The organism is Nonomuraea cypriaca (genome assembly GCF_015645445.1).
Taxonomy (GTDB): domain Bacteria; phylum Actinomycetota; class Actinomycetes; order Streptosporangiales; family Streptosporangiaceae; genus Nonomuraea; species Nonomuraea cypriaca.
Genome location: NZ_JADOGI010000247.1, coordinates 1 through 15,069, shown reverse-complemented (window position 1 = coordinate 15,069; position 15,069 = coordinate 1). Strand labels below are relative to the sequence as shown.

Genomic DNA, 15,069 nt, shown 5'->3' with positions numbered 1-15,069 from the left:
CCCCCCAAAAAGCGTGGAAGAGGGCTCTGCCCTTCCAGCAGAGCGGGAAAAGCAAGCATTTCCCGCTCTGCTGGAGGCCCGCGACCTGCGAGTGGAGTTCAGCTCGCGTGGCAGGCGGGCCAGGGCGGTCGACGGTGTGAACCTGGCGATCGGGGCGGGCGAGATCGTGGCGCTGGTCGGTGAGTCCGGCTGCGGCAAGACCACGCTGGCCCGTACGCTGCTCGGCCTCGAACGTCCCACCGCGGGCGAGGTCCGCTACGACGGCGCCGCCCTGGACTACGGCTCCAAGGCGCTCAAGGCGTACCGGCGGCAGGTGCAGCTCGTCCTGCAGGACCCGACGGGCTCACTCAACCCCAGGCAGACCGTCTACGAGGCCGTCGCCGAGGGCCCGCGCATCCACGGGCTGCCCGACGAGCGGGAGATCGTGTCCAACGCCCTGTCCAGGGCGGGGCTGCGGCCGCCTGAGCGGTTCTTCCTGCGTTATCCGCACGAGCTGTCCGGTGGCCAGCGGCAGCGCGTGGTGATCGCCGGGGCGCTGGCGCTGGACCCGAAGGTGCTGGTCGCCGACGAGCCGGTGGCCTCGCTCGACGCCTCCGTACGCGGTGAGATCCTGGCGCTGCTGCTCAAGCTGAAGTCCGAGCTGGGCCTGTCCGCCCTGGTCGTCACCCACGACCTGGGGCTGGCCTGGAACATCGCCGACCGCGTGGCGGTGATGTACCTGGGCAGGATCGTCGAGTCCGGGCCCGTGGAGCAGGTGCTGACGGCGCCGCGGCATCCGTACACGCAGGCGTTGATGTCGGTGTTGCCGGAGTCGCCCGAGCGGGTGGTGCTGACCGGCGAGCCGCCGGACCCGACCAGGATCCCCGGCGGGTGCCGCTTCCACGCCCGCTGTCAGGTGCTCGCCTCCGGGAAGGCGGCCGAGGCCGGGGTGGACGGCAAATGCCGCGGCGAGTTGCTCGACATCCTGCCCGCCGTGCCTGAGGCGCAGACGGCCTGCCATTACGCCGGCGCTTAGCCCAGGCCGGCGTCGTGGACCAGGATGGCCGCCTGGACGCGGTTGGCCAGGCCCAGCTTGGCCAGCACGCTGCTGACGTGCGCCTTCACCGTCGCCTCCGTCAGGTGTAGCTCGCGGCCGATCTCGGCGTTGGACAGGCCGCGGGCCAGCGCCCTGATCACGTCGTCCTCCCGGCCGGTGAGCCCGGCGAGCTGCCTGCGGGCGGCCTCCGCCCGGGAGGGGGTGCGGTCGACGTACGCGGCGAGCAGGCGCTTGGTGACCGACGGGGAGAGCATTGCCTGACCGCCCGCCACCGTGCGGACGGCGGCGGCGAGCTCCCTCGGCGGGGTGTCCTTGAGCAGGAACCCGACCGCCCCGAGGCGCAGCGCCTCGTGTACGTACTCGTCGAGGTCGAACGTGGTCAGCATGATCAGCTTGGGCGGCTCGGGCAGCGACAGGAGGCCGGCGGCGGCGGTCAGGCCGTCCATGCCCGGCATGCGTACGTCCATCAGCACCACCTCGGGCCGCAGCCGCCGCACCGCCGACACGGCCTCGGCACCGTCGCGTGCCTCGCCGGCGATCGCGATGTCGCCCGCGGCCTCCAGGATCAGCCGCAACCCCGAACGTACGAGCTCCTCGTCGTCCACGATCAGCACCCGGATCACCCGCGCCCCCGACCGCTCATGCCAGGATCCTCGCGCCTGCGACCGTTCATGCCGGGATCCTTGCGCTCACCAGGAAGCCGCCGCCGTCCTGCGGGGTGGTGCGCAGGGTGCCGCCGAGCAGCTCGACCCGTTCGCGCAGCCCCACCAGACCCCAGCCGGAGCCGGGCAGCTCCTCGCGCGGCCAGGTGGGCGCCTCATTGCGTACCTCCACCTCCAGCGCGTCCGGCCGGTAGCGGATGCGTACGTCCGCGTCGACGTCTCCCGCGTGCTTGTGCACGTTCGTTAGGGCCTCCTGCACCACCCGGTACGCAGTACGCTCCACGGTCGCCTCGACCTGCCGGGTCTCGCCCTCGTCGTGCCTGGTCACCGCGATGCCGAGGGAGCGGGACTGGTCGAGCAGGCGGTCGAGGTCGCCCAGCGTGGGCTGCGGCCGGACCTCCGGCGCTCCGAGCGCGACGGCCGCAGGTGAGCGCAGGACGCCGAGCACGTCGCGCAGGTTGGCCAGGGCCTCCCGGCCGATGCCGCCGATCAGGGCGGCGCTCTGGACCGTCTCCTCGTCGGTGGCCCGCACCTCCAGCGCCCCGGCGTGCAGCACGATCAGCGACACCCGGTGCGCGACCACGTCGTGCATCTCCCTGGCGATCCTGGCCCGCTCCTGCGCCCTGGCCTGTTCGGCCCGCATGACCTGCTCGTTCTCCAGGCGCGCGGCCCGTTCCACGGCCGCCGCCCGCACCTCGCGCCTGGCGCGTACCCAGAGCCCGAGGGCCAGCGGCGCCCCGATCATGGCGAGCGCCATCACCAGCGCGTTGCCCAGGGCGGCGGTCATGAGCTCTTGTACGCCGCCCTGCCACTCGCCCACCACCGCGGACATCGCGATCGCCAGCAGGCAGCCGGCGACGTAGGCGGCGAGGCCGCGGCGCCTGGTCAGGGTGAGGCCCGCGAAGTAGGAGGCGACCATCAGCGGCGGCCACATCACCAGCCAGGCGTAGCCGACGGCGCCCACGGCGAACAGCGGCCACCAGGACCGCCGCACCTGCCAGGCGGCCACCCCCGCCGCCGCGGCGATCGCGCCCAGCATCGGGAGAGGCAGGCTCGACGGCACGCCGAGCTGCCCGTGCACCACGAGCAGCGAGGCGGCGCACACCCCCGCGCCGAGCAGAAAGAACCGCATGGTCACAGCGTAGGGCGCGGCCACGAGATCGCTTTACGACGAAAGTAGGTAGTCCTTGAGGGTGATGGCGTTCGCGGCGCGATGGATGGCGCCGGCGATCCTGTCGATCATCTTGTGGCGGCCGGGCAGGTGCGGGAGCAGCTTGATCATCCTGATCTGCGCCCACAGGGCCGCGCGCGACCCGATCACCATGCCCTTGACGTTGGCGGGGCCGAGCGCCTGGTTGACCTCGACGAACGGCCGCATCTCCCGCTCGTACGCCGCCGCCCCGCCGCCCGCGGCCAGCTCGCCCGCCAGCACGTACGCGCCCACGACCGCGAGGCTCGTGCCCTGCCCAGAGGCGGGCGAGGCGCAGTACGCCGCGTCGCCCACCAGTACCACGCGACCCTCCGACCAGCGGTCCATGTGGATCTGGCTGACCGAGTCGAAGTAGAAGTCCGTGGCCTCCCGTGCCGCCTCCAGCAGGGCGGGCACCTCCCACCCGACCCCGGCCATGGCCCGCGTCAGCAACTCCTTCTGCCCGGCGACGTCGCGGTGGTCGTAGGTCAGCGGCTCCGACGACCACATGAACAGCGCCTTGGCACTGCCGTCCCGGCCGGTGCTGTAGACGTTCGCGGTCCTGCCGGGGGCCGCGTGCACGGCCTCCTCGCGGTCCAGCAGGAGCGTGTTGGGCACCGTGCAGATCGAGATGTAGTGGCCCAGGTCGCGGGTGAAGCGGGCCTCGTCGCCGAACGCGATCCGCCTGGTGACGGAGTGGGCGCCGTCGGCCCCCACGACCAGGTCGAACCGGCGTGGTCGCGAGCGCTCGAACGTCACCGTGCCGTCCGCGGCGATGCCGGTGACGGAGTCGTCGAAGATGTACTCGACGTCGGCGCTGGTCAGGTCGTACAGCAGGGCGTTGAGGTCGCCGCGCATGATCTCGACGTCGTCGCCCGTGCGCCCGCCGAACAGGTCGGCGTCCATGGTCGCGATCGGCCTGCCCCTGGTGTCGTAGTGGGTGGCGACACGCATGTCGGTGCTCCTGGCGCGTACCGCGTCCAGCAGTCCCATGCGCTCGATGACCTGGAGTGCCGGGCCGCGCAGGTCCACCTTGTAGCCGCCCGCACGGATCGCGGGCGCCCGCTCGACGACGGTCACCGTGCAGCCGTGCCTGCGCAGCCAGTACGCCGTCGTGGTGCCGGCGATGCTCGCGCCTGAGATGAGGATGTTCGTCATGCCGTGAACGGTACAACTGTGTAAGACGATTGTCTAGGACGATTGTGTTATTCTTCCGGCATGGGAAACAGGGAAGACCTGCTGGCCGGGGCGAAGCGGTGCCTGATCGAGAAGGGCTACTCGCGCACGACGGCGCGCGACATCGCCGGCGCCTCCGGCGTGAGCCTGGCGGGCATCGGCTACCACTTCAAGTCGAAGGAAGCGCTGATGAACGAGGCGCTGATCGAGGCGATGCAGGAGTGGGGCGACGACCTGGCGGCCACCCTGTCGGCCGACGTCGAGCCGGACGCCACGCCGTTGGAGCGGTTCGAGGCGGCCTGGGATCGGGTGCTGGAGTCCTTCGCGCGGTTGCGGCCGTTGTGGGTGACGCAGTTCGAGCTGCTCGGGCAGATCGACCACGTTCCCGAGGTGCGCGAGCAGCTCGTGCACGGCATCAAGGAGGCGCGGCTGGGGCTCGCGGAGCTGTTCGCGGGGATCGAGCCGGGCGGCGATCCCGAGCGCGCGCGCCTCACGGGCGCGCTCTACCAGGCCATGCTCACGGGCTTTCTGTCACAGTGGCTCCTCGACCCCGACAGCGCGCTGTCGGGGCACGAGGTGGTGACGGCCTTGCGCCTGGTCACCGCCTGACGGTCTGCCGGGCGATCGCCACCGACTGCCTTACGGTGATCAGCACCTGACGGCCTTGCGATGATCGTCGGCCCTCGCCCGCTGCCGTCGTGACCGCGCAGACACGGGCTGCGCTAGAAGGCGCTTATCGTGGCCGGCGCGCGTTCTGCCCTGCTCAGGGTGCGGATGACGGCCGTCGCCCCGTGGCGGTGCACGGCCAGCCGGGCCAGCAGCTCGACCACCGGGCCGTTGATCGACTCCGGCAGGGCGGGCGTCTCCACGCCCACGCTGGCGGCCAGGTCGTCGGAGTGCACGACCAGCTCGACCAGCCGGGTCAGCAGGAAGTCGTCCAGCGTGAGCGACCAGTCGGCCCACGGCAGGTGCACCACCCGATCGGCCGGCTCGGCGGGCAGCGCGGTGATCAGCACGTCGAGCAGCGCCTGCGTACGCTCCACCAGCGCGGCCGCCCCGTCTGCGGCCGCGGCCTCACCGCCGCGCCGGACGAACACGTTGCTCTCGTGGTCCAGGCCCGCCTGCACCCACGGCGACCTCGAATAGTGCTCCAGCAGCTCGATCGGCTCCCCGGCCGTCCCGTTGCCCGACGCCAGCACGTCGCGGACCCGCACGATCTGGTGTGCCAGGTGCCCGGACAGCCCCCCGACGCTGAACTCCGTGAGCGCGCTCGGCTTGTCCCATCCCCCGGCCACGGCCGGATCACCCAGGAGCGCCACCGCCGACGTCGCGGCCACCAGATAGGACTGCCTGACTTCCCCCATATGTCGCCCTTCCCCTGGTTTGGTGTAACTCGGGCCAACACTATCCCGCGGCGTCCTGGCTCGTCGGGCCGCCTCCTTCAGCTACCGCGGCCTGACCTCGGCGCTGACCGCGATCCTTCAGGCCAGCGTCTTCCTGATCGTGGAGCGGATGAACGTACGAGCCAGCATCCCCCTCCTGAACCGGCTCAGCACCGGCGCGGGCGTGCCGTACCTGCGGGCGCGTACGTCGGCCACCACGACCTCGGGAGCGCCCAGCTCGGTCAGCACGTCCAGGGCCTCCAGCTTGCTGATCAGCCGCCCTTCCCGCAGGGTGACCGTGGCCCTGGCGACCGTGAGCATGCCCAGGTCCACCCAGATCTCCCGCAGCCACCGCCGCCGCCCCCGCGTCCTGTCCAGCCAGAAGTCACGCAGGTCCGCCCGGATGAAATCGGCCAGCTCCGCGTCCGAGACCGGAGGCAGCAGCCCGGCGGGCGGGGGCCCGTACAGCTCCAGAGCCCCTTGGTGCAGCTCGCGCCGCGTGACGGCGGTGACGGGCCGGCGGAAGATCCGCTCGTGCGCCCAGGTCACGTGCTCGGCGGACAGGTCGTCCAGCTCCTGCCTCGCCATGTACGAGCAGTGCAGCTTGTCGGCAGGCGGCAGGTCGAGAGACCGGTGCAGGGCCTTGAGCCTGCGCCACTGGTCCATCGACACCGGCGTGTCGAGAACGGCGATCAGGTCCAGATCGCTGCGCCCCGGCTGGTAGTCGCCGGCTGCCAGTGAGCCGTGCGCCCACAGCGCGACCAGGGGGACGACGGGTTCGAGACCTTCGAGAAAAAGCCTTAGCAGGCGGTCGGTCGCGGCGTGCATGATGGCAACTATGATCGATACACGCCTCGCTGGAAAGGTCGCGCTGGTCACTGGAGCCAATCAGGGCATAGGTGCCGCGACGGCGATCGCGCTGGCCGCCGAGGGTGTCGCGGTCTTCCTGACCTACAAACGCCTCGCTCCCCTGAACGAACCGGCATATCCCGCGGCGTACGACCGGGTCCGCGGCGCGGGCGCGGAGGACGTGGTGCGCCACATCCGCGAGGCGGGCGGCACGGCCGAGGCGGCGGAGGCCGACCTGGCCGACCCCGAGACCCCGAAGGCCCTGTTCGACCAGGCCGAGAAGGCGCTCGGCCCGGTGGAGATCCTGGTCAACAATGCCAGCGGCTGGCGCAGCGACACCTTCGCCCCCGGCGAGCGCGACGCCTTCGGCCGTCCGCTGCGGCGAGTGGACGCCGAGACGCACGACGGGCAGTTCGCGGTGGACGTACGCGCCCCCGCGCTGCTGATCGCCGAGTTCGCGCGGCGGCACGTGGAGCGCGGCGCGAGCTGGGGCCGCGTCATCGGCCTCACCTCCGGCGGCTCAGGGGGCTTCCCGACCGAGGTCAGCTACGGCGCGGCGAAGGCGGCTCAGGAGAACTACACGATGTCGGCCGCCCACGAGCTCGGCCGCTACGGCGTCACGGCCAACATGGTCTACCCGCCGATGACCGACACAGGCTGGATCAACGATGAGGTGGAGAAGGCGGCCGCCGCCTACGGCCCGTTGCGGCGGGTCGCCCAGCCGGAGGACGTGGCCGAAGTGATCACTTTTCTGGCCTCGCACCAGGGGCGGCGCGTCACCGCGCAGGTCGTCAGGATGTACTGAACAGGGCGCTCACCGACTCGCCGTCGTGGATCCGGCGCATGGCCTCGGCCAGCGCGGGCGCGATCGACAACACGGTGAGCTTGTCGCTGGGCTTGGGCGGCGGCACGGTGTTCGTGCAGACGATCTCCTCGACCTCGGGCAGCTCGCCGAGCCGCTCGATAGCCCCGCCCGCGAACAACCCGTGCGTGCAGGCGATCCGCACCGACCGTACGCGCTGCTCGCGCAGCCGGTGGAGCAGCTCGATGACCGTGCTGCCCTTGGCGATCTCGTCGTCCAGGACGATCACGTCCTTGCCGGTCACCTCGCCGATGACCGAGCTGATCACCACGCGGTCGTCGCTGAAGCGCTGCTTGGCGCCCATCGCGACGCCGGTGCCGAGCAGGCGGGCGAAGTGGGCGGCCTCCTTGGCGTTGCCGAGGTCGGGGGAGACGACGACCGTGTTGGACAGGTCGTACTGCTGGAAGTGCGCGGCCAGTTCGCGCAGCGCGTGCAGGTGGTCGACCGGCACGCTGAAGAAGCCGTGCAGCTGCGGCGAATGCAGCGTCATCGCCAGCACCCGGCTGGCGCCCGCGGTCACCATCAGGTCGGCGACCAGCCGCGCGCCGATGGAGATGCGCGGCGCGTCCTTCTTGTCGCTGCGCGCGTAGGCGTAGTGGGGCAGGACCACGGTGGTTCTGGCGGCGGAGGCGCCGCGTGCCGCGTCGAGCATCAGCAGCAGCTCGACCAGGTGCTCCTGCACCGGCGGCACCAGCGGCTGGATGAGGAACACGTCGCGCTCCCGGCAGTTGGCCTGGAGCTGCACTTCGAGAGCGTCGTTGGCGAAGCGGTTGACCTGGACCGGGTGCAGAGGCGTGCCGAGATGGGAGCAGATCTCCTCGGCCAGTTCGGGGTGGGCGCTGCCGCTGAAAACCGTGATGTCTCGCACGATTCCGTAAGCATAGTCACCCAGGCCCGGATCTCACGAGAGCGCGTCGGCGTCCAGCGCGTCGAGGCCGGGCAGCACCTGCCAGGCGAGGTCGAGCGCGTCCGGCGCGGGGGGGTAGCGAGGATGGGGTACGGCGATCACGCGCATGCCCGCCGCGTAGGCCGAGCGCAGCCCGTTGCTGGAGTCCTCCACGGCCACGCAGTCACCCGGATCCACCCCCATCCGCCTGGCCGCCTCCAGGTAACCGTCGGGGGCGGGCTTGCCGCGCGCGACCTCCTCGGTGGAGACCGTCGCGGCGAAACACTCCGCGAGGCCGGCCGCGTCCAGCACCACGTCGATCAGCGTCCGCGGGGACGAGCTGGCCAGCCCCAGCGTCGCCTGCGCCGACAGCCGCCGGACGGCGGCCACGGCCCCGGGCATCAGCGGCATCTCGTCGCGGTAGCGCGCGGCCATCCGCTCGACCACGCCTTTCGCGATCTCGCCCGGCTCCATCCGCACCCCGAGCGAGTGCAGGTACGCCGCCCACTCGGCGGTGCTCATGCCCATGAGCCTGGACTGGGTGTCCGGCTGCCAGGCGCCGCCGTGCTCGGCGACGAACGCCCGCCGCACCTCCTCCCAGACCGGTTCTGAGTCGACCAGCACGCCATCCAGGTCAAACACGCAAGCTCGCATGGCCAACATTCTCGCGGAGTGAGAAGCCATTGGCGACATGTCCTTATTGCCCTAGATTCATGCTATTAGTGCTGTTTATTGAGCTATGCCGGCGGGATCTCGGGCATGCGCCAGGCATGGCAGACCTTCCATTTCACGACAGGGGCGACTTCGCGGACGCGGATCGCGGCTTCATCGCGAAGCTCAGCCCGGCAGTGATCAAAACGGCGGACGGCAGGGTCGTCTGGGACAACGACTCGTACGACTTCCTCCAGGGAGAATGCCCGGACACGGCCCACCCGAGTCTCTGGCGGCAGAGCCAACTGTGCGCCAGACAGGGCCTGTACGAGGTCACGGACGGCGTCTACCAGGTACGCGGACTGGACCTGTCCAACATGACCCTGGTCGAGGGAGAGTGCGGCGTCATCGTGATCGACCCGCTGATCTCGATCGAGTGCGCCGCCGCCGCGCTGAAGCTGTACCGCGCCCACCGCGGCGACCGCCCGGTCACCGGCGTCGTCTACACGCACTCGCACGCCGACCACTTCGGCGGCGTACGCGGCGTCACCGCCGGCGGCGTGCCCATCGTGGCCCCCGCCGGTTTCATGGAGCACGCCATCGCCCAGAACGTCTACGCCGGCCCCGCCATGACCCGCCGCGCCGTCTACATGTACGGCCCCGCCCTGCCCCGCTCGACCGAGGGCCAGATCGGCAGCGGCCTGGGCATGACCGTCTCGACCGGCACCATGTCGCTCATCCCGCCCACACTCGACATCACCCGCACCGGCCAGGAGGAGACGCTCGACGGCGTGCCGATCGTCTTCCAGGTCACCCCGGGCGGCGAGGCCCCGGCGGAGATGAGCTTCCTCTTCCCCGACCGGCGCGCCCTCTGTCTGGCCGAGAACGCCACCCACAACCAGCACAACCTGCTCGACCTGCGCGGCGCGCAGGTCCGCGACGCCCGCCGCTGGGCCCGCTACCTGACCGAGACCATCGCCCTGTTCGCCGACCTGGCCGACGTCGCCTTCGCCGCCCACCACTGGCCCACCTGGGGCCGCGACAACATCGTGCGTTTCCTCGGGCAACAACGCGACATGTACGCCTACCTGCACGACCAGACCCTCCGTCTGCTGAACAAGGGCCTGACCGGACCCGAGATCGCCGACGCCGTGCACATGCCGCCCGAGCTGGAGCAGGCCTGGCACACGCACGACTACTTCGGCTCGGTCAGCCACAACGTCAAGGCCATCTACCAGCGTTACCTGGGCTGGTTCGACGGCAACCCGGGGCACCTGTGGGAGCACCCGCCGAGGGAGAGCGCGATCCGCTACGTCGAGTGCCTGGGTGGGGGATCGGCCGTGGTGGCGTTCGCCAGGCGCTACATCGCCGAGAACGACCTGCGTTTCGCCGCCCAGCTGCTCAACCACGCCGTCTTCGCGGACGAGGGCAACAAGGAGGCCCGCGACCTGCTGGCCGAGGTCTACACCAGGCTCGGGCACGGCGCCGAGAACGCCGTCTGGCGCAACTTCTACCTCATGGGCGCGCTGGAGTTGGCCGACGGCATCGTCCCAGCCACCCTGGAGGCCGGCACGCGCGACCTGGACACCGCGCTGACCGTGGAGCAGATCTTCGACTCGCTGGCCATTCGCGTCGACGGTCCGAGGGCCTGGCACGAACGCCTGGCCATCGACTGGCAGCTCACCGACCTGGGGGAGCGGCACCGTACGACGTTGTCCAACGGGGCGCTGATCCAGCAGGCCGATCCGCCGGACGAGGGCGCGGACCTGACGCTGCGGCTGACGAAGGCGCAGCTCGTCGGCCTGCTGTCGGGCCGGGGGGTCGAGGGGGTCGAGCGCGAGGGCGACACCACGGCGCTGCAGCGGCTGGTCGCCGTGCTGGACCGGCCGGTGCCCGACTTCGCGGTCGTGACGGCCTGACTTGGCGGTCGTGACGGCCTGACTTCGCGGTCGTGACGGCCTGACGCCCGTCACTCCAGCTCGCGGGCCGCCTCCTCGTGCAGCGCCTGGCAGGCCAGCGCCAGCAACGTGATCATCACGGCGGCGACGCCCGGCCCCACGACGAGCGGCAGGGTCAGCTCGCCCGCGTGCCACGCCGCCACCAGGATCACCGCCGACGTCAGCACCGTCACCCCGAACATCGCCGCCCACAGCGGCAGCACGTTCAGGTACGAGAACAGCAGCGGGAACGCCAGCCACACGAACGGCGAGGCGGCCACGGCCAGCACGACCCATCCGGCCGTCATCATCAGGAGCCACACCGGCCCGGCGATCCGCCGGCCCACGAGCGCCTGCCCCGCGGCGTAGAGGAGACCGAGCAGCACGCCGCCTGCCGCCTCGGTCACGAGGCCCTCGCGCAGCACGGCGACCACGGCGCTCACCAGCAGCCCGCAGGCCGTGACGGGCACCGCCCAGCGCAACATCAGCAACGGAATGTCCATCATCGCTCACCCAGAGTATCCGGCAGGCGACGACCGCCGCCATCCCGGGCGGCGACCGGATGCTGGGTCTCGCGCGGCAGCCGTGATCAGCTCTCGGGCGGCACGCGTGATCAGCCCTCGAACGTCACCGGTGACCAGCTCTCGAACGTCACCGGTGATCAGCTCTCGGGCGGCGCCCGTGATCAGCTCTCGCCCGGCGGCCGAATGCGGTGATCAGGGTCTCGGGCGGCGGCTCAATGTGATGATCAGAGTCTCGCGCGGCGGGTGAACGCGGTGATCAGGTAGTAGAGGAGCCCGGCCAGCACGAGCGCGATGACCACGCCGATGTTGGCCGCCCCGAACGTGCTGCCCTCAAGTTCGTCGCTCATCAGGAAGCCTACGACGGTGGCGATGTTCTCGTCGGTCGAGGTGATGAGACCGAGCCCGACGACCGACGCCACGACCAACGACACCAGCCCCGGCCAGTTCGACGCCGGGGCGCCGGCGCGCAGCAGCCGCTCGTCGTAGCCGCCGCCACCCGCCCGCAGCCGCCACATGTCCACCAGGAAGATGGCGACCCAGGCCGCCATCACCACGCCGGCGATCGCCAGGAACGCCTGGAAGGTGCCGAGGAAGCTGGTGGAGACGAACAGCAGGTAGTAGCCGCCGAGCACCATGAGCACCCCGTCGATCAGCACCGCGTAGTGCCGCCTGATCGGCACGCCGAGCGCCAGCATCGAGAGCCCGGACGAGTAGATGTCCATGATCGCCCCGGCCAGGAAGCCGCCGATGGCGGTCAGCAGGTACGGGAGCAGGAACCATGTCGGCAACGCCCCCGCCAGCGCCGCCACCGGGTCACCGCCCGCCGCCTCGGCCAGCCGGGGATCGCCGCCCGCCAGCAGCACGCCGAACACGAGCAGCACCATCGGCGGCAGCGCCCCGCCGAGCATCGTCCACAGCGCCACCGACCTCGGCCGCGAGGTGGCCGGAAGGTAGCGGGAGTAGTCGGCGCCGCAGTTGACCCAGCCCAGGCCGAGCAGCGTCATGGCGAAGATGATCCCGCCCAGCCAGCCGCCCGGCCCGGCCGTGGTCTCCAGTGACACGCCCAGCCGGGGTGCCATGAGGATCATGTAGATCACGGTCAGGACGACGAACGCGTACGTCAGGTAACGCTGGACCACCATGATCATCGCGTGGCCGTACACGCCGACCGCGATCACCACCACCGCCGCGACGGCGAAGCACAGCGCGGTGGCCGTCGTGGCCGGGAGCCCGGGGGCGAGCCTGGCGAGGATCTGCGCGCCGCTCTGCGCGGCGAGCGTGACGAGCACGATCTCCCAGCCGACGTTCGAGACGTACGAGAAGACCGTGGGCAGCTTGTTGCCCTGGTAGCCGAACGCCGCCCGCCCCAGCGTCATCGTCGGCACGCCGGACCGGGCGCCACCTATCGCGACCAGGCCGACCAGCAGGAACGACAGCACGTAACCGACGGCCCCGGTGATGATCGCGGGCACGACGCCGAGGCCCAGTCCGACGATGTAGACGCCGAACGCGACCCCGAACAGCGACAGGTTCGAGCCCGCCCAGGGCCAGAAGAGGTCCACGGCCCGACCGTGCCGTTCGCTCTCGGGAACCGCGTTGATGCCGTTCTGCTCGACGGCCATCGTGTCCATGATCGGACGTTACCTGGCTTCTGCGTAGAAACGAACCTTTATGCCGTCCGAATCCCGCACCCGCCCAGCCCAGATCACGCAGCCTGCTCAGCCGCCGAGCCCGGTGCCCCCGGGAGATGCCATCGTGCCTCACCGAGCCCGTCCAGCCGCGCCCGCCGCTTTCCGGGCTCGCTCGGGCCCGGCACGTTGAACGCCGGCGCGACCGTCCGAGGCAAAAAACCCTTGACGGACGGTATTTCCTGATGTTTGGGGAAACATCCAGCCCGGTAGTCGTACCGTCTGCTGGCCCGCGGAGAGGGTGCCGACATGGGGGCGTCCCGGTGGGACACGCGCGCGCGGGCGCTGGGCGTGTGCCTCGTGTCGGCGTTCATGACCGGGCTGGACGTGAGCATCGTCAACGTGGCGCTGCCGTCGATCCGCCACGGGCTGGGCGCGACGGAGGACGGGCTGCAGTGGTCGGTGTCCGGGTACGCGCTCACGTTCGGCCTGCTGCTGGTCCCGGCCGGGCGGCTGGGGGACGCCAGGAGCCGCCGGACGATCTTCCTGTGGGGCGTCGTGCTCTTCACCCTCGCCAGCGCGGCGTGCGGATTCGCCTGGAACATTCACCTGCTGCTCGTGTCCAGGCTGCTGCAGGGCATGGCGGCCGGAATGCTGAACCCGCAGGTGTCGGGCATGATCCAGCAGATGTACCGCGGGCACGAGCGCGGCCGGGCCTTCGGCGCGCTCGGCGCCACCATCGGCGTGTCCACGGCCGCCGGGCCCATGATCGGCGGAGCGCTGGTCACCGCGTTCGGGCACGGGGACGGGTGGCGGTGGGTGTTCCTGGTGAACCTGCCGATCGGGATGGTGTTGCTGCCGCTCGCCTGGAGGCTGCTGCCGCGGCCACAACTCGTCCACCGGCGCGAAAGCCTGGATCCGGTCGGAACGTTGCTGCTGGGCGCGGGGGTGGCCGGTCTCCTGCTGCCGGTGATCCAGCGGCACCAGTGGGAGGGGGCCGCCAAGTGGCTGCTCATCCCGGCCGCGCTGGCGGTGCTGGCCGGCTTCGTGACCTGGGAACGCTTCTACCGGCGTGAGCCGCTGGTCGATCTGGCCCTCTTCCGCAGGCGGTCGTACCGGCTGGGGGCGACCATCGCCCTGTTCTACTTCTCCGGCTTCACCGGGATCTTCTTCATCTTCACCATGTACCTGCAGATCGGGCTTCACTACAGCCCGCTGATGGCGGGCCTGTCGATCACCCCGTTCGCGCTCGGCTCGGCCACCGCGGCCGTGGTCGGGGGCGGGCTGGTGAGCCGCATGGGGCGGCGGCTGACGACCACCGGGCTGACCATGGTGATCGCCGGGCTGTTCGCGACGATGGTGGCCACCGTCCTGGTGCCAGGGCGCGGGGCGGGCCTGGCCACCGCGCTGCCGCTGCTCGTGGCGGGCCTGGGCAGCGGCCTCGTGATCTCCCCGAACCAGGCGATCACGCTGTCCGAGGTGCCGCCGGCGGGCGGGGGGAGCGCGGCCGGGGTCCTGCAGACGGGCCAGCGGCTGGGGTCGGCCATCGGGATCGCGGCGGCGGGCTCGACCTTCTTCGCCGCCGAGCGCGACGGCTGGGACACCGCGTTCCGCCACGGCCTGACGGTGGTGCTGGCGTCCATCCTCGTCGCCCTGGCCGTCGCCACCTACGACCTCATCCGCACCCACCGCGACGCCACCCCACTCGCCTCCCAACCCGCCACCGACCCACCCGACCCGGACCGCCCCGATCGCGAGTAGCCCTCTGTGGGGTCCGCCGCTCGGCCCGGATTGGGTCGTGAGTGGTTCGCTGTGGGGTGCGCCGACCCGCTCGGCCTGGATCGCCCCGGTCGCGAGTCGCTCTCTGCGGAGGGCCGTCGATCCGTCCGGTCCGGATCGGCCTGGTCGTGAGTGGTTCTCTGCGGGGGTCGGTGGGCTAGGGGGACAGGAGCTTGGCCTCCAGAGCCGGATCGAGGCCGACCTGTGGCCGGTCGGGGCGCATGGGGGCATGGCCGCCGATGTCCTGCAGCCACGCCCACGTGTCGGCCACCGTCTCGGCCGGCGGGCGGAACCGCAACCCCGCCGCCACCGCCTTGGACACGTCGCCCCCGTGCATGTAGTCGTGGTCCGAGCCCACCAGCCAGATCGGCAGGTCGGTCCACGGCCGCACCCCGGCCGCCAGGAGCGTCTCGCCATCCACCCACCGAAGCGACGCGTCGGACCCGGTCACCCGCACGCAGATCTCCAGCAATTCGCTCATCGTCATGAACCCGGGAGGACTCACCAC

14 protein-coding genes and 1 pseudogene are annotated in these 15,069 nt (G+C 71.2%); 5 read left to right on the top strand and 10 right to left on the bottom strand.

Annotated elements, in window-relative coordinates; genetic code table 11:
• Positions 1 to 13 precede the first annotated feature (13 nt).
• Complete coding sequence (locus ITP53_RS46485; protein ID WP_328818003.1) at positions 14 to 1,015, top strand: ABC transporter ATP-binding protein; 1,002 nt, start codon at positions 14 to 16, stop codon at positions 1,013 to 1,015.
• On the opposite strand, the gene ITP53_RS46480 is transcribed toward ITP53_RS46485, so the two are convergent.
• The 3 genes from ITP53_RS46480 to ITP53_RS46470 are packed head-to-tail and all read right to left on the bottom strand — an operon-like array spanning position 1,012 to position 4,045.
• Positions 1,012 to 1,659 carry a response regulator gene (locus ITP53_RS46480; protein WP_195901879.1) on the bottom strand — a complete coding sequence of 216 codons (648 nt, stop codon included), beginning with the start codon at positions 1,657 to 1,659 and terminating at the stop codon, positions 1,012 to 1,014. The two genes, ITP53_RS46485 and ITP53_RS46480, sit on opposite strands and share 4 nt — an antisense overlap.
• 46 nt (positions 1,660 to 1,705) lie before the next feature.
• Entirely contained in the window at positions 1,706 to 2,830 is a 1,125-nt protein-coding gene (locus ITP53_RS46475) for a sensor histidine kinase (RefSeq protein WP_195901878.1), read from the bottom strand.
• Positions 2,831 to 2,863: 33 nt separating this feature from the next.
• Entirely contained in the window at positions 2,864 to 4,045 is a 1,182-nt protein-coding gene (locus ITP53_RS46470; protein ID WP_195901877.1) for an FAD-dependent monooxygenase, read from the bottom strand.
• Between the two features lie 60 nt (positions 4,046 to 4,105).
• On the opposite strand from ITP53_RS46470, the gene ITP53_RS46465 reads away from it, so the two are divergent.
• The gene (locus ITP53_RS46465) at positions 4,106 to 4,672 is read left to right on the top strand and encodes a TetR/AcrR family transcriptional regulator (RefSeq protein ID WP_195901876.1); all 567 of its coding nucleotides are present in this window, start codon (positions 4,106 to 4,108) and stop codon (positions 4,670 to 4,672) included.
• 113 nt (positions 4,673 to 4,785) lie between these two features.
• Here the strand turns inward: ITP53_RS46465 and ITP53_RS46460 are convergent, their stop codons facing one another.
• Positions 4,786 to 5,427 carry a maleylpyruvate isomerase N-terminal domain-containing protein gene (locus ITP53_RS46460; RefSeq protein WP_195901875.1) on the bottom strand — a complete coding sequence of 214 codons (642 nt, stop codon included), beginning with the start codon at positions 5,425 to 5,427 and terminating at the stop codon, positions 4,786 to 4,788.
• Positions 5,428 to 5,544: 117 nt separating this feature from the next.
• On the bottom strand, positions 5,545 to 6,273 hold the full coding sequence (locus ITP53_RS46455) for a nucleotidyltransferase domain-containing protein (protein ID WP_195901874.1): 729 nt from the start codon (positions 6,271 to 6,273) through the stop codon (positions 5,545 to 5,547).
• A 10-nt stretch (positions 6,274 to 6,283) separates the two neighbouring features.
• Here ITP53_RS46455 and ITP53_RS46450 point away from each other — a divergent pair, with 10 nt between their 5' ends.
• Positions 6,284 to 7,099, top strand: coding sequence for an SDR family NAD(P)-dependent oxidoreductase (locus ITP53_RS46450; protein WP_195901873.1), 816 nt, complete (start codon positions 6,284 to 6,286; stop codon positions 7,097 to 7,099).
• Here the strand turns inward: ITP53_RS46450 and ITP53_RS46445 are convergent.
• Positions 7,086 to 8,024, bottom strand: a complete 939-nt coding sequence (locus tag ITP53_RS46445; protein ID WP_195901872.1) for a ribose-phosphate diphosphokinase — start codon at positions 8,022 to 8,024, stop codon at positions 7,086 to 7,088. The genes ITP53_RS46450 and ITP53_RS46445 overlap by 14 nt on opposite strands.
• A 33-nt stretch (positions 8,025 to 8,057) precedes the next feature.
• Positions 8,058 to 8,684, bottom strand: a complete 627-nt coding sequence (locus ITP53_RS46440; protein ID WP_328817999.1) for an HAD family hydrolase — start codon at positions 8,682 to 8,684, stop codon at positions 8,058 to 8,060.
• Positions 8,685 to 8,812: 128 nt separating this feature from the next.
• Here ITP53_RS46440 and ITP53_RS46435 point away from each other — a divergent pair, with 128 nt between their 5' ends.
• Positions 8,813 to 10,612: an alkyl/aryl-sulfatase gene (locus tag ITP53_RS46435; protein ID WP_195901870.1), complete on the top strand. Its 1,800-nt coding sequence runs from the start codon at positions 8,813 to 8,815 to the stop codon at positions 10,610 to 10,612.
• Positions 10,613 to 10,662: 50 nt separating this feature from the next.
• On the opposite strand, the gene ITP53_RS46430 is transcribed toward ITP53_RS46435, so the two are convergent.
• Positions 10,663 to 11,136 (bottom strand): hypothetical protein, encoded by a 474-nt coding sequence (locus ITP53_RS46430; RefSeq protein ID WP_195901869.1) that lies wholly within the window; start codon positions 11,134 to 11,136, stop codon positions 10,663 to 10,665.
• Positions 11,137 to 11,378: 242 nt separating this feature from the next.
• Complete coding sequence (locus ITP53_RS46425) at positions 11,379 to 12,785, bottom strand: purine-cytosine permease family protein (RefSeq protein ID WP_195901868.1); 1,407 nt, start codon at positions 12,783 to 12,785, stop codon at positions 11,379 to 11,381.
• A gap of 306 nt (positions 12,786 to 13,091) precedes the next feature.
• On the opposite strand from ITP53_RS46425, the gene ITP53_RS46420 reads away from it, so the two are divergent.
• On the top strand, positions 13,092 to 14,543 hold the full coding sequence (locus tag ITP53_RS46420; RefSeq protein WP_195901867.1) for an MFS transporter: 1,452 nt from the start codon (positions 13,092 to 13,094) through the stop codon (positions 14,541 to 14,543).
• Positions 14,544 to 14,718: 175 nt separating this feature from the next.
• Here ITP53_RS46420 and ITP53_RS46415 read toward each other — a convergent pair.
• Positions 14,719 to 15,069 (bottom strand): annotated as a pseudogene (locus tag ITP53_RS46415) (reductase); the annotation flags it as partial.